The organism is Croceibacterium xixiisoli, from assembly GCF_009827305.1.
Classification (GTDB): Bacteria; Pseudomonadota; Alphaproteobacteria; order Sphingomonadales; family Sphingomonadaceae; genus Croceibacterium_C; species Croceibacterium_C xixiisoli.
Genome location: NZ_WTYJ01000001.1, coordinates 958,302 through 971,455, shown reverse-complemented (window position 1 = coordinate 971,455; position 13,154 = coordinate 958,302). Strand labels below are relative to the sequence as shown.

The following is a 13,154-nucleotide window of genomic DNA, read 5'->3' as shown; positions in this document are numbered from 1 at the left end:
AGGGGCACGACATGAACGCTTTTAATGACCGCGAACGCGCCGAAGAAGCCAAGTTCGCGCTGGACGAAGACACCGCCTTCCGCATTGCCGCCCGGCGCAACCGCCTGCTCGGTCAGTGGGCCGCCGCGCAGATGGCGCTGACCCCGGAAGAAACCGATTCCTATGCCAAGGCCGTCGTGCAGGCCGATTTCGAAGAAGCTGGCGATGAAGACGTTATCCGCAAGGTGCTGGGCGATCTGACCGCCGCCGGCGTGGACATCGACGAAGCCGGCGTGCGCGCCGCGCTGGAAGAAAAGCAGGTCGAAGCGCGCCGCCAGTTGATGGGCGAGGTCTGATCCGATGGGCATGCCCGCCGAACAGATCGAACAGCTTATCAAGGCTGCCCTGCCCGATGCGATCGTCTTCATCGACGATCTGGCCGGGGACGGCGATCATTACCGGGCGCGCGTGACAAGCAGCGCCTTTGCCGGGAAAACCCGCGTCGCGCAGCACAAGATGGTGTATGACGCGCTGGGCGGGCGCATGGGCGGCGAACTGCACGCCTTGCAAGTCGTCACCGCCATTCCCAACTGATTGTCAGCAAACTTTACTATATCCGGGGCCATCATGTCCGATACCAATGAACGCATTGCCAAGATCGTGGGCGAACACGATGTCGTCCTGTTCATGAAGGGTTCGCCGCTGTTCCCGCAGTGCGGCTTTTCCAGCCTGGCGGTTGCCATCCTCGACCGTTGCGGTGTCGCCTATGATGGCGTCGACGTGCTGCAGGACATGGAAATCCGCCAGGGCATCAAGGAGTTTTCTGACTGGCCGACCATCCCCCAGCTCTATGTGAAGGGTGAATTCGTCGGCGGCAGCGACATCATGAAGGAAATGTACGAAGCGGGCGAATTGCAGCAGCTTCTGGTCGATCAGAACGTCGCCAAGGCGTCCTGATCCCGCAGAGCTCATTTCTGCACGGGCTTTCGGCCCCAACAGATAACGCGCGGCGAAAGTCGCGCGTTTTTCTTTGCTTGCTTCACGCTGGCGCGCGTCATGCAGCGCCGATGCCCAGTTCCTGCGATGTGAGGGAAACTTCGGGGAGGCGGGACCGGGAGACGATCCGTTGGCTTTTGGCCGCAGGGACTTGGGGTCAGTCCCGCCTCGTTCGAAGACTTTCGGGTACCAGAAATATAGCACGTCGCGTGCCAGTTGAGAAATTTCCCACTTTTCCGCTGACAGGCATGGTTACCGTCTGCTTACCAAAGGTTAATTTTGTCAAAATTCCCGACAGTATTTCCACGCATTGTCGGAAAAGCGGCAAAATCCTGCCGCCACTGGTGAAGGAAGCGCTGGCAGGTTGCCCGATCACGGCCTATCCTCTCGGACAAAGTCAACTAAAGACGGAGGATGCCCCATGTCTGACAACGGAATAACGCTTTACGATCTGCAATTGGCCAGCGGCGCAACGATCAGCCCGTTCGTCTGGGCCACCAAGCTTGCCCTGGGTCACAAGGGCTTCGATCCCGATATCGTGCCCGGCGGCTTCACCGGCATTGCGGAACGGACCGGCGGAAAGACCGAACGCCTGCCCGCCATCGTCGACAAGGGGGAATGGATCCTCGACAGCTGGCTGATCGCCGAACATCTCGACGCGGCCTATCCCGATCGCCCCACGCTGATCGGCGATCCCGGCATCCGGCCCAGTGCGCAAATGAATGAAGCCTGGCTGTGGCAGAACGCCGTGGGCCCGTGGATGACCTGCTATCTGGTTGCCTATCGCGACCGCTCGCTGCCGCAGGATCATGACTATGTCACCAGCACGCGTGAACGCATGTTCGGCAACCGCAAGCTGGAAGACATCATCGTGGGCCGTGAAGATCGCCTGCCGCAGATTTCCGCGAATCTGGAATTGCTGCGCAGCACGCTGCGGGAAAATCCCTGGTTCGGCGGCGAAACCCCCAATTACACCGATCACCGCCTGCTCGCCTGCTTCCTGTGGCTGGCATCGGTCTGCGACACGCCGGCGCTGGTGGAGGATGACCCCCTGCGCGACTGGATCGATCGTGGGTTCGATCTCTATGGCGGGCTCGGTCGGCACCCTGGCCTGTCCAACATCTTCGGCCTGCAGATCCGCGACGGTGACCCGGAACCCTTCAACCGCAACCCGGTCGCCAATGGCCTGAGCAAGCGGAACACCGGGGTCGCCAGCACCAGCGGTGAAACCGCCCGGATCACGGGCAAGGCGACGGAACAGGCGGACGCGTGAAGCCCGGTTTCCATTGGCGGGCGATGGAAACGGCGGATCTGGCGGCGGTGCAAACCGTCGCCGCCGTCGTTCATCGCGATTTTCCCGAAGACCGAGCCGTGTTTGCCGAACGGCTGCAGCTTTACCCCGACGGCGCACATATTCTGGAAAATGGCGGCATGGTCGGCGGCTATGCCATCGCCCATCCATGGACCTTGGGCGGCGCGCCTGCGCTCAACAGCCGGATCGGCACCCTGCCGCAATATAGCGACAGCTTCTATATTCACGATGTGGCGCTGCTCCCTTCCGCACGTGGCAGCGGCGCGGCACGCGCCATCGTTACCCTGCTTTCAGACCGCGCCCGCGCATCCGGCTTTGCCACGCTCAGCCTGATCGCGGTTGGCGGGTCGGCGCCGTTCTGGGCCCGTTGCGGTTTTCACGACGCGTCCGATCTGCTGCCCGCCGAAAACCGCGCCAGCTATGGTCAGGCAGCGCGTTACATGGTGCAGGATCTGCGCGACGACTGATCACCCGTCCCACGCAGCGCCCAGCGCCGCCGCCAGAATGGCGCACCAGCGCTCCTGCCCCTCAGCCTCGGCAATCAGATCCTGCCGGATTTCCAGTTCCACATAGGGCAAGTCCGCCGCGAAGGCATGGTGCGGCACCGTGTAGTCGGTACCATCCATGCGATAGGGCTCGTTGTCGCCCACCTGCAGCGCCGCATCGCCCTGCAGCCTGGCCAGCAGACTCCGCGCGAAGCGATCATTGTGCCCGTCGTGCAGCACGCCGACATGCCAAGGTCGCGGCACACCGGCCATGACGGGGGTGAAGCTGTGCAGCGAAACCAGCACCGTGGGCATGCCGGCGGCGGCCCGCGCGGCGATCTCCGCCGCGATGGCCGCTTGGTAGGGCACATGAATCTGCGCCACGCGCGCCTGTCGGTCTCCCTCACTCAGGCCGCAATTCCCCGGAATCGGCGTCTCGTCCGACACCAGGGGAATCGCCTCCGCCGATGACGGGTCCCGGTTGCAGTCGATCACCAGCCGCGAATAGTTTTGACGGATAAACACCGCGTCCAGCCGCTCAGCCAGCATGCTGCCCAGCCCATGGACACCGATATCCCAGGCGATGTGCCGCAAAAGATCATCGCCGCCCAGCCCCAGATCAGCCAGTCCACCCGGAATGGCGCGCCCGGCGTGATCACCAATCAACAGAAACGGGGAACGGCCTTGCGCCTGATGCCGGGCAAAGGGCGGCGCTTCGTTGGCGGCCAGCAGAGGCAGGGTCGATGACATCGATTCATCCTATCGCAATCGCCCCAACGCATCATCCCCGTTCACCATCTCTTCAGACAGGACGGGAACGCCCTGCCGATCCGGGTGTTACATTATTCAGATGGGCTGATGCGCGCCATCTTCACACCCAGACCAAGGATTCCGGCGGATGATCCGTTCCCAGCACAGTTGCGCCCTGCGTCTCCATCATCTGCCAACAGGTGAAGCGTGCTGATCCGCGCCGGCTTCGAGATTTCTTTCCAGGTCGCCCAGCCGACGCCGATGCTGGCGTTGTTGAGTGTGCACCCTTCCCGCAATTCCGATTTGCGTGCCCCGGGCACCATCCGGGGGCATCCGGATGTAACCATGCGCGACCATCTTGATCGGTTCGGCAATATCTGCACCCGTTTCACCATCCCGGCCGGCGGCATCACCCTGGCGACCAGCTTCGTGATCGAAGACAGCGGCCGGCATGATCGTCGCGCGCCTGGTGGGCCGCAGCAGTCAATCGAATGCCTGCCGGACGATGTGCTGATCTATCTGCTCAGCAGCCGCTACTGCGAAACCGACCGCTTGATGCAACTGGCATGGAACAATTTCGGCCATTACACCTCTGCCCGCGATCGGGTGGATGCCGTGGTCGATTTCGTTCACCGGCACATCGCCTTCGGCTATGAATATGCCCATTCGGGGCGTTCCGCCCATGATGCCTATGAACAGGGCGTCGGTGTGTGCCGCGATTATGCTCACCTTGCCATCACCCTGTGCCGCTGCCTCAACATCCCGGCCCGCTATTGCACCGGCTATCTTGGCGATATCGGCGTGCCCAAGGTCGATCTGCCCATGGATTTCAGCGCCTGGTTCGATGTCTTCATCGATGGGGGCTGGTACACCTATGACGCGCGCCACAATGAACCGCGCATCGGGCGCATCCTGATGGCGCAGGGGCGCGATGCCACCGATACTGCGCTGACCACCGCATTTGGCCCAGCCCGCCTGACCGGCTTTTCCGTCCATACGGATGAAGTCCAGAGCATCTGGAACAATGACAACGACATCTCAGACAGGGAACTGCTTCCGGCTTACTGCTGATTATGAATGATTGCATCCAGCCCCCGCCGCTCGACCTTCTTTTCAACGCCAGTCTCTTCCTCGATTTCGACGGCACGCTCGTCGAAATCGCGGAGCGCCCCGATGCGGTGGAGATCGACGCCAGGCTGGGCGATCTGCTCGGCAATCTGGCCCGGCGGCTGCACGGCAGGCTGGCCCTGATCAGCGGTCGCCCTGCCAGTGAGCTGCGTGCCCTGCTGGGCATCACCGACATCACCATCGTCGGCAGCCATGGGCTGGAATTCGATTGGGCTGCCGCGCGAACTGACATCCTGCCCCGCCCGCCCGGCCTGGGATCCGCATTGATCGCGATGCAGATGTTCGCCGCCGACCGGCCTGGATTGATCGTGGAGGACAAACCCTTGGGTGCCGCATTGCATTTCCGCCAAGCGCCCGACGCCGCGAGTGACTGCCTTTCGATGGCGCAGGATCTTGCTGACCGGCATCAATTGCACCTGCAGCATGGCAAGATGATGGTCGAAGTCCGCGCCACTGGCGGGGACAAGGGCAGCGCCATCCGCCGCCTGATGGAACAGCCGCAGTTCCAGAGCACCGCACCCGTGTTCCTGGGCGATGATGTGACGGACGAAGCCGGTTTCGCAATCAGCGCGCAACTGGGCGGCGCCGGGGTTCTGATTGGCCCGACGCGTGACACCGCCGCCACCTATCGGCTCGATGGGGTGAATGACACACTGGGCTGGCTGCATTCTGCGTGCGAGGCAACGGCATGACCTCGCTGGAACTGTGGCCTATCGGCAATTGCCAGGTCAGCGCGCTGATCGATGGCCAGGGTCAGTTTGTCTGGGGCTGCATCCCCCGGGTGGATGGCGATCCGGTGTTTTCTGCCCTGCTCGGCGGGGAACAGCCCGATACAGGGCTGTGGGCGATCGATCTGGAAGACCGCGTGTCGACCACGCAGGAATTCCACCGCAACACACCGGTGGTGATCACCCGCCATCGCGACAGCCATGGCGGGGAAATAGAGGTGGTGGATTTCTGCCCCTATTTCCGCCGGATGGGCCGCACCTATCGCCCGGTCGCCTTTGCCCGCATCGTGCGCCCGATCCAGGGTTCACCCCGCATCCGCGTGCGCCTGCGCCCGACCCGCGATTGGGGCGAAAGCTGCAGCGAGCGGACCGGCGGATCGAACCATATCCGTTATCAGACCAACACCATCACCCTGCGCCTGACCACCGACGCGCCGGTCGGGCTGGTTGTGGCAGAGCGGAGCTTCCGGCTGGAACAGCCGCTGCATTTCTTCCTTGGCCCGGATGAAAGCTTCGCCGGGGACATCGCCGTCACTATCGATACCATGCTGACCGAAACCATTGCCGAATGGCGGGAATGGGTGCGTGGCCTGGCAATCCCGCTTGAATGGCAGGATGTCGTCATCCGCTCCGCCATCACGCTCAAGCTGTGCCAGCATGAAGAAACCGGCGCGATCGTCGCCGCGCTGACCACTTCCATTCCCGAACATGCCGGATCGCAGCGCAATTGGGATTACCGCTACTGCTGGATCCGCGACGCCTATTACACGGTGCAGGCGCTCAATCGGCTGGGCGCGCTCGACGTGCTCGAACGCTATCTCGCCTATCTGCGCAATATCGTGGATGAAGCGAAGGGCGGCCATATCCAGCCGCTCTATGGCGTGCTGGGGGAAGCCAGATTGGAAGAAGGCTTTGCCGACCAATTGCCCGGTTATCGTGGCATGGGCCCGGTTCGCGTGGGCAACGCCGCCTACAGCCAGATACAGCATGATGCCTATGGCCAGATCGTGCTGTCCAATACCCAGGGCTTCATCGATCAGCGGCTGTTCCGCATGTCGGGTATTGCCGATTTCGAGGCGCTGGAAAAAGTCGGCGAACGCGCCTGGCAGCTTTACGATCAGCCCGACGCCGGCCTGTGGGAACTGCGCACGCGACAATCGGTGCACACCTATTCCGCCGCCATGTGCTGGGCTGCATGCGACCGGCTGGCGACGGCGGCCCAGGCGCTTGAACTGACAGACCGTGCCACTTTCTGGACCGATCGCGCCGACCATATGCGCGCCCGCATCGAACAGGCCGCCTGGCGCCCAGACACGCAGCGTATGTCTTCCACCTTCGGCGGGGATGATCTGGACGCCAGCGTGCTGCAATTGCTCGATCTGCGTTTCCTCTCGCCAGAGGACACCCGCTTCGTCGGAACGCTCGCCGCCATCGAGGAAGGGTTGCGGCGCGGATCGCATATGCTGCGCTACGCGACGGAGGATGATTTCGGCCTGCCCGAAACCGCCTTCAACGTCTGCACCTTCTGGCTGATCGAGGCGCTGCATATGACCGGCCGCAGCGAAGAGGCGCGCGCCCTGTATGAAGAAATGCTCAGCCGTCGCACCGCCGCCGGCTTGCTGTCGGAAGATATCGATCCTGTCACAGGTGAATTATGGGGCAACTACCCACAGACCTATTCGCTCGTCGGACTGATCAATTGCGCGGGTCTGCTCAGCAAACCCTGGACGAGCGCGCGATGAGCCGGCTGATCATCATCTCCAACCGCGTCAGCGCCGGTGGCGGCGCCCAGGGGGGCCTGGCGGTCGCCCTGTCGGCGGCTCTGCGCGAAAAGGGCGGGCTGTGGTTCGGCTGGTCCGGCGAACAGACCGACCAGTTCAACGGGAAGATCAATTTCGAACGCACCGACGGGGTCGTCACCGCGACGATCGATCTCGAACAGCGCGATATCGATGAATATTACAACGGCTATGCCAATCGCACGCTGTGGCCGCTGTTCCACTATCGCATCGATCTGGCCGAATATGAGCGCAGCTTTGCCGATGGCTATCAGCGCGTCAACGAACGCTTCGCCAACACCATCGTCTCGCTGATCGACAAGGATGATCTGCTCTGGGTGCAGGATTATCACCTGTTCCCCCTGGGCAGGCAACTGCGGGACCGGGGCATCAGCAACCGCATCGGCTTCTTCCTGCACATCCCCTGGCCCCCGCGCCGTCTGCTGGCAACCCTGCCGGAAGCGGCCGAGCTGGTGGCATCGCTGCTGGAATATGATGTCATCGGCTTCCAGACGCAGGAATGGCTGGAATCCTTCTACGATTATGCCCGCGATGAAATGGGTGGCACGCTGGACGATGACGGCGTGCTCCATGTCGGCGGGCGCAAGGTCCGGCTGATCGCCTGCCCGATCGGCATCGACGCCGAAGAATTCAGCACGCTGGCCAACAGCGACACCGCCCGCGCCACGTTCGAACGCGTGCGCGCCAGCGTGGCCGGGCGTTCGCTGATCGTCGGCGTTGACCGGCTCGATTATTCGAAAGGGCTGGAAGAACGCTTCCTCGGTTACGAACGCTTCCTTTCCGATCATCCGGAAGAACGCAAGGAAGTGACATTGCTGCAGATCGCACCGCCTTCACGCGGATCGGTCGAAAGCTATCAGCGCATCCGCAGCACGCTGGAAGGTTTGGCCGGGCGCATCAATGGCGCCCATGCCGGGCTGGACTGGGTGCCTATCCGCTATGTCAATCAGGGCTATTCGCGCGATGCCCTGGCCGGGGTCTATCGCGCCAGCCGCATCGGCCTGGTCACCCCCTTGCGCGACGGGATGAATCTGGTCGCCAAGGAATATGTCGCCGCGCAAAATCCGGAGGATCCCGGCGTGCTGATCCTGTCCCGCTTCGCCGGTGCCGCCGAACAGATGCCCGATGCCCTGCTGGTCAATCCGCATAGCGCGGAAGAAATGTCCGACGCATTGCGACAGGCACTGATCATGCCGCGCGAAGAACGGATTCACCGGTGGCGCAATTTGATGGCAGGGGTGCAGAAGCATGACGTCATGTGGTGGCTCAAATGCTTCACCTCGGCGCTGGCTCTGAAATCCGTGCCGACACCGCCGACCACCTTCGTCGAACATTGAAGCAATTTCCAGGCGGGTGGCATCACCTGCTGACTCGGAAATCGCGGCAAACGAAAGAAAATTGAGCGGCGACCCAATCCGCTCTCAGCGCTCCATCGCACCTTGATCGGTGATATCACGCAACATACAATGTTTCGTGATATCGCCGATTTTTTGCAAGGATATCCGATGGCCGCCACCCAGCTGTTTCACGACCCGACGATGGTGGCCGGCTATGCGCAAGACGCGCCACGCAAAGTGCCCGGCCTCGCCGATCTGCACCGCATGGCAATACTGCTGCTCGCCGAATGCGCCAGGCCCAACGCCCATGTACTGGTGCTGGGTGCCGGCGGCGGACTGGAACTCAAGGCTTTCGCCGATGCGCAGCCGCATTGGCACCTTCACGGCGTCGATCCCTCCGCCGCCATGCTCGATATCGCCCGTCAGGTGCTGGCGCCGCTGCCCGATCGAATCGATCTGCAGCAGGGCTATATCGAAGATGCCCCGCAAACCGCCTTCGACGGCGCGACCTGTCTGCTGACGCTGCATTTCCTCGAACCCGCAGAACGGCTGCGCGTGCTGCAGCAGCTTCGGCTGCGGCTGAAGCCCGGCGCTCCGCTGGTGGTGGCCCATCACAGCCAGCCGCCGGGCGCCGATCCGCACCGCTGGATGACGTTTTCCGCCGCCTTCGCCATACCGACGATCGACTTTCCCGCCGCCGCCGCCTCGGCGGAAACCATGGTCGCCCGCCTCCCGCTGCTATCTATGGCAGAGGAAGAAGCGCTGCTGCGCGAAGCCGGCTTTGCCGATGTGGCGCTGTTCTACGCCGGCTTCAGCTTTCGCGGCTGGGTCGCCTATGCAGCAGGCGACGCCGCCGTCACGATGTGAAGGACAGGCCCTTGCCGTCGATCACCATCCGGTCTGGATCGGCCTTGAGGAACCCGGTCAGATAGCTGCGCGCGGCGGCCTTCATATGCGCCGACAGCGCGGGATTGGGCTGCTGCTGCAATTGCGCCCGGGTCAGCGCCATTGTGGTGCCCAGGATCGCCAGTTGTTCATGCAGATCCTGCTTTTCGGCCAGCGGCGCATCGACGAAGTCAGGCGTGGCTTGCAACACCTCACGCATCTGCGCCACCAGCACGGGAAAATCCGCATCGGCGACATCGCGATCATGGTAAGCCATCCATGATCCGGCAATGAAGGCCGCCACCGCCCCGGCGACATCATTGTCCGGCACGCCCAACTGCCGCGCCACCTGGCCATAGCCGGTCAGCATATTGCCGAACACGCGCTGCGCCTGATCGCGATCCGCCGCCGCATAATTCTGCGCCATCTTGGCCGGCATGCGCGGCGCCCCCAGCCGGATCTGCGTGGAAACCGCCGCCCGCGAAGCCCGACGCGACGGCGTGCGTTCGGCCTCGCCATCCTCGTCCTCATCTTCCGAATCATAGGTTCCCAGCGAGTCATCCAGGGTCATCTGATTGAGCATGCCGATGGTGTTCCACATCGGAATCGACCCCATCTCCACCTGCGCCGCTGCGGGCACCGGAATTGCCGCCATCAGGGCGGCGGCGAGAATCATATGCTTGATGGTCATGCAAAACCCCGGCTCGAGAACCTGTCCTTGCCGGAACCAAACCCGGCCGGTTGACGGGATTATGACGGAGAGAATGGCAGCGCCCGTGATCAGCGGTGGAGCGCCCTTTCTTCAAGGCGGTTGCCATTACCGGGCGACGGGCCCGGTGAAAGCATTTTGATACATAATCCGGTTGACCTGCGCCGCCCGATACCATCCTATGACGGCAAAAGGGGTTTTGGGGGAAATCGGATGCGTCCTGTTCATATGTTTTTGCTGGGATCGGCCTGTATAACGCTGGCCGCATGTGGCGGCGGCGGTGGTGGAACGGTCAGCACCCCGGGGCCGATCGGCCCCGCACCAACCAGCCCAACGCCAACGGCGCCCACTCCGACCCCGACCGCCCCCACGCCCACGCCGGAGCCCACTCCAACGCCGGCACCCGTGTACACGCCGCCGCCGGTGGAATATCCCGCCCCGCCCGTAACCTTGGCCCCCACAACCACCGGCACCCTGGCAGAGGCGCTGCAATCGCCGCAGGATTTCCGCACCGGTTCCATCCAGGTCGCATGGGATCGGGTGGAAGGCACGCTGATGACGGCGAACCGGTTCTACGGTTACGATACCGGGCTTCGGTTTGTCACTTCGCCCAATGGCGAAGGAACCTACACCGCCTACAATGCGCCGGGCGGCGGACATTCCTACGACCTGAACCTGCTTATGAGCGAATCACGCGGATGGAGCAGGAACAGTGAAGGTGGCGGGCGCGCCTTGTCCTATCGCGAACCCGAATTTCGCGATCCGAACAATCCCGATCTGTGGCTGTCCTATGTCAGCACCGGCACCTGGCATTTCGAATCCTTCGATGCCGCCTACGGCTTCAGCCCCTATCTCAGCGACACCTATTTCTATTTCGGCATCCCTACCGCGCCGGGGGACATCCCGCGAACGGGCCAGGCATCCTTTGCCGGCATCGCCCGGGGGAAGCTGTTCACTCAGGTGGATGATTTCCTGTTGAATGGCACCGCCACGCTTGATGCCGACTTCGCCAATGGCTCCTTCACCACCCGCATGCTGCTGGCCGGGGAAAATCTGCGTCTGGGCGGCTCCGTCGATCTCGGGTGGTTCGATGGCGAAGGCAGCATCACCGCCGGAATGAATGATTTCCAGGGCAGCTGGACCGGCTCCCAACTGGATTACGAAGGCTCCATCCTGGGCGCCTTCTTCGGCCCCAATGCAGAAGAATTCGGCTACAGCTTCGGCATCAACGCGAAGGATCGCACGGCGCTGGGCGGCGGCGTGGTGGTGGGATCGGTTCCGGGCAGGGTTCCGCCTCCGCCGCCACCGCCTCCCCCGCCGCCGCCGCCCCCGCCACCGCCGCCACCGCCTGCGGGCAGCACCTTCCCCCTGGCAGCCGGCGCCACCTTCAGCACGATTACCGCGGATCTGACGACCAGCGGATCGCAGAACGACCGCAGCGTCGTGATCGATCGCCAACGGACGGCACGCATGTCCGACCAATTGACGATCAGCATCGCCCCTTCGGCAGAGGGGACGACCTATACGGTAAGATTGGGCGCCGCTGAGGGTGTCTATGGGGCAGAGCACCTGACCCGCCGGCACGATTCCGGGGTGAAGGAAAACGCCCACATCATCATCGGCGAGGATGTCAACCAGCAGACATCGCTGGTGATGTTCAACAATCTGGTTCCCGAAATCGGCACAAACGACCCGGAACTGCAGCTGCATTACCTCAGCTATGGGTTCTGGCACCGTGGAACCGATCAACCGAACCAGCGCAGCGTGACCTATTTCCTGTTCGGCAGCCCGACCCCGAACACCGACATGCCGCGCACCGGCACCGCCAGCTATGCGCTGACGGCTAGCGGCTATCGCACCGGCGGCGGCGGCGGCATTGCGGGAAGAGGTTCGCTGACCGCCGATTTCGGATCGGGCCAGATTGCAACCCTGCTGTCGCTCTATGCCCCCATGCTGGGCGCCTATGAGATGCCGCTGGCCAATATCGAGGGAACCGGCGCGATAACGGGAACCGGCCCCTTCTTCGAAGGCACCCTGACGTCATCCAACAGCCAGTTCAAGGGCGATTTCAAGGGCGGCTTCTTCGGCCCGAACGCCGCCGAGGCCGGCTACACCTTCATGCTCAACCGCCCATCGCGGGGAGAATTCGATAGCTGGGATCACATCGTCGGGGTCGCCGTCGGGGCGAAGCAATAAGGGCATGATGTCGGTCAGGCAAATCGCGCGATGGATCGCCACCCTGTCATGCGCCCTGCTGATCCCCTTGGCAGCCCAGGCACAGGAAGATGATGGAGAGGAAGGCCCGCGGGTCGTGAGCGAGATCCATTCGGCCCTGCCCCTTTATACATTCGACTGGGAAAAATTCTGGCCGCGCAGTTTCCACGAACAAAACAGATTTGGCTGCAGATCACGGGTGAACTTTGGCGACTGGCAATTTACCCCGACCAACAAAAACATGGCTCAGCCATCTTGGCTCCGGTTCAGAAACTACGGGGTGTTTCATTGCGCTGGGATCATATCCTACGCCGGGGAGCGGGGGGAGCTGGACGATCCGCAAAATGACTTCGAATATGGGTTCTTTGCAGTCATCGACACGATCACCATCGACGATGCTGATTGGGAACTTTGGGTCATACAGGAAGGAACTCGTACGGGCAGCGATTACACGCTGATGACCCGCAAGGCTTCTGAGGAGCGGATCGACAGCTTCCAGATACTTCAGCAAATCTGCCCTCAGGACAAAATTCTCGAAGCAAAAAATATGGATGTCTGGCGCACTGCCTACTGCGCCATCAACAGCCAGGAAGATCTCGTATCGCTCGCTCGGGAAATGGCACTGCTGCCCCACGCGGGGATTCTGACCCGCATTCCCGAACCGGAACAATCGAACCCTGGTTAGATGGATGTGACAAGATGGCGCGCCCTGCAGGAGTCGAACCTGCGGCCTCAGGATTAGAAGTCCCGTGCTCTATCCAGCTGAGCTAAGGGCGCGCATCGGCTGTCCATAGCGGACGGAACGGGCGCGGCAAGCCCGGCTGTGGTGCCC

14 protein-coding genes and 1 tRNA gene are annotated in these 13,154 nt (G+C 62.6%); 12 read left to right on the top strand and 3 right to left on the bottom strand.

Translation table 11 applies throughout. The features are described from left to right. The first annotated feature begins 11 nt into the window (after positions 1-11). The 5 genes from GRI97_RS04615 (at position 12) to GRI97_RS04595 (ending at position 2,754) form a co-directional block, all read left to right on the top strand. Positions 12-335, top strand: coding sequence for a DUF1476 domain-containing protein (locus GRI97_RS04615; protein ID WP_161389924.1), 324 nt, complete (start codon positions 12-14; stop codon positions 333-335). Positions 336-339: 4 nt separating this feature from the next. After that, on the top strand, positions 340-573 hold the full coding sequence (locus tag GRI97_RS04610; protein ID WP_161389923.1) for a BolA family protein: 234 nt from the start codon (positions 340-342) through the stop codon (positions 571-573). A gap of 33 nt (positions 574-606) precedes the next feature. Further along, positions 607-936 (top strand): Grx4 family monothiol glutaredoxin, encoded by a 330-nt coding sequence (grxD, locus tag GRI97_RS04605; RefSeq protein ID WP_161389922.1) that lies wholly within the window; start codon positions 607-609, stop codon positions 934-936. 460 nt (positions 937-1,396) lie between these two features. After that, positions 1,397-2,248, top strand: coding sequence for a beta-etherase (locus GRI97_RS04600; protein WP_161389921.1), 852 nt, complete (start codon positions 1,397-1,399; stop codon positions 2,246-2,248). Next, positions 2,245-2,754 carry a GNAT family N-acetyltransferase gene (locus GRI97_RS04595; RefSeq protein ID WP_202392577.1) on the top strand — a complete coding sequence of 170 codons (510 nt, stop codon included), beginning with the start codon at positions 2,245-2,247 and terminating at the stop codon, positions 2,752-2,754. Before GRI97_RS04600 ends, GRI97_RS04595 begins: the two co-directional genes overlap by 4 nt. Here GRI97_RS04595 and GRI97_RS04590 read toward each other — a convergent pair whose 3' ends face one another. Continuing rightward, the gene (locus tag GRI97_RS04590; RefSeq protein ID WP_161389920.1) at positions 2,755-3,522 is read right to left on the bottom strand and encodes an N-formylglutamate amidohydrolase; all 768 of its coding nucleotides are present in this window, start codon (positions 3,520-3,522) and stop codon (positions 2,755-2,757) included. 207 nt (positions 3,523-3,729) lie between these two features. Between GRI97_RS04590 and GRI97_RS04585 the strand changes: the two genes are divergently transcribed. From GRI97_RS04585 to GRI97_RS04565, 5 genes are all read left to right on the top strand, one after another. Next, complete coding sequence (locus GRI97_RS04585) at positions 3,730-4,593, top strand: transglutaminase-like domain-containing protein (RefSeq protein ID WP_161389919.1); 864 nt, start codon at positions 3,730-3,732, stop codon at positions 4,591-4,593. Positions 4,594-4,595: 2 nt separating this feature from the next. Further along, a complete protein-coding gene (gene otsB, locus GRI97_RS04580) occupies positions 4,596-5,342 on the top strand; it encodes a trehalose-phosphatase (protein WP_161389918.1) in 747 nt (248 codons plus the stop codon). Continuing rightward, positions 5,339-7,120, top strand: a complete 1,782-nt coding sequence (locus GRI97_RS04575) for a glycoside hydrolase family 15 protein (protein ID WP_161389917.1) — start codon at positions 5,339-5,341, stop codon at positions 7,118-7,120. Before otsB ends, GRI97_RS04575 begins: the two co-directional genes overlap by 4 nt. Next, positions 7,117-8,514 (top strand): alpha,alpha-trehalose-phosphate synthase (UDP-forming), encoded by a 1,398-nt coding sequence (locus GRI97_RS04570; protein WP_161389916.1) that lies wholly within the window; start codon positions 7,117-7,119, stop codon positions 8,512-8,514. The genes GRI97_RS04575 and GRI97_RS04570 overlap by 4 nt, the downstream gene beginning before the upstream one ends. A gap of 168 nt (positions 8,515-8,682) precedes the next feature. After that, a complete protein-coding gene (locus tag GRI97_RS04565) occupies positions 8,683-9,381 on the top strand; it encodes a class I SAM-dependent methyltransferase (RefSeq protein WP_161389915.1) in 699 nt (232 codons plus the stop codon). Here GRI97_RS04565 and GRI97_RS04560 read toward each other — a convergent pair. After that, positions 9,371-10,090 (bottom strand): DUF6683 family protein, encoded by a 720-nt coding sequence (locus GRI97_RS04560; RefSeq protein WP_161389914.1) that lies wholly within the window; start codon positions 10,088-10,090, stop codon positions 9,371-9,373. The two genes, GRI97_RS04565 and GRI97_RS04560, sit on opposite strands and share 11 nt — an antisense overlap. 423 nt (positions 10,091-10,513) lie before the next feature. On the opposite strand from GRI97_RS04560, the gene GRI97_RS18365 reads away from it, so the two are divergent. Next, the gene (locus tag GRI97_RS18365; protein WP_202392575.1) at positions 10,514-12,304 is read left to right on the top strand and encodes a transferrin-binding protein-like solute binding protein; all 1,791 of its coding nucleotides are present in this window, start codon (positions 10,514-10,516) and stop codon (positions 12,302-12,304) included. Positions 12,305-12,308: 4 nt separating this feature from the next. Then, on the top strand, positions 12,309-13,007 hold the full coding sequence (locus tag GRI97_RS04550) for a hypothetical protein (RefSeq protein ID WP_161389913.1): 699 nt from the start codon (positions 12,309-12,311) through the stop codon (positions 13,005-13,007). Positions 13,008-13,022: 15 nt separating this feature from the next. Here the strand turns inward: GRI97_RS04550 and GRI97_RS04545 are convergent. Continuing rightward, positions 13,023-13,099 (bottom strand) — tRNA-Arg (locus GRI97_RS04545). Between the last annotated feature and the right edge of the window lie 55 nt (positions 13,100-13,154).

Excerpts from the sequence above, each read along its gene's own strand:
- GRI97_RS04565 (WP_161389915.1), top strand. The coding sequence starts at position 8,683 with ATGGCCGCCACCCAGCTGTTTCACGACCCGACGATGGTGGCCGGCTAT.
- GRI97_RS04570 (WP_161389916.1), top strand. The coding sequence starts at position 7,117 with ATGAGCCGGCTGATCATCATCTCCAACCGCGTCAGCGCCGGTGGCGGC.
- GRI97_RS04615 (WP_161389924.1), top strand. The coding sequence starts at position 12 with ATGAACGCTTTTAATGACCGCGAACGCGCCGAAGAAGCCAAGTTCGCG.
- GRI97_RS04575 (WP_161389917.1), top strand. The coding sequence starts at position 5,339 with ATGACCTCGCTGGAACTGTGGCCTATCGGCAATTGCCAGGTCAGCGCG.
- grxD (WP_161389922.1), top strand. The coding sequence starts at position 607 with ATGTCCGATACCAATGAACGCATTGCCAAGATCGTGGGCGAACACGAT.
- GRI97_RS04610 (WP_161389923.1), top strand. The coding sequence starts at position 340 with ATGGGCATGCCCGCCGAACAGATCGAACAGCTTATCAAGGCTGCCCTG.
- GRI97_RS04600 (WP_161389921.1), top strand. The coding sequence starts at position 1,397 with ATGTCTGACAACGGAATAACGCTTTACGATCTGCAATTGGCCAGCGGC.
- otsB (WP_161389918.1), top strand. The coding sequence starts at position 4,596 with ATGAATGATTGCATCCAGCCCCCGCCGCTCGACCTTCTTTTCAACGCC.
- GRI97_RS04560 (WP_161389914.1), bottom strand. The coding sequence starts at position 10,090 with ATGACCATCAAGCATATGATTCTCGCCGCCGCCCTGATGGCGGCAATT.
- GRI97_RS04550 (WP_161389913.1), top strand. The coding sequence starts at position 12,309 with ATGATGTCGGTCAGGCAAATCGCGCGATGGATCGCCACCCTGTCATGC.
- GRI97_RS04590 (WP_161389920.1), bottom strand. The coding sequence starts at position 3,522 with ATGTCATCGACCCTGCCTCTGCTGGCCGCCAACGAAGCGCCGCCCTTT.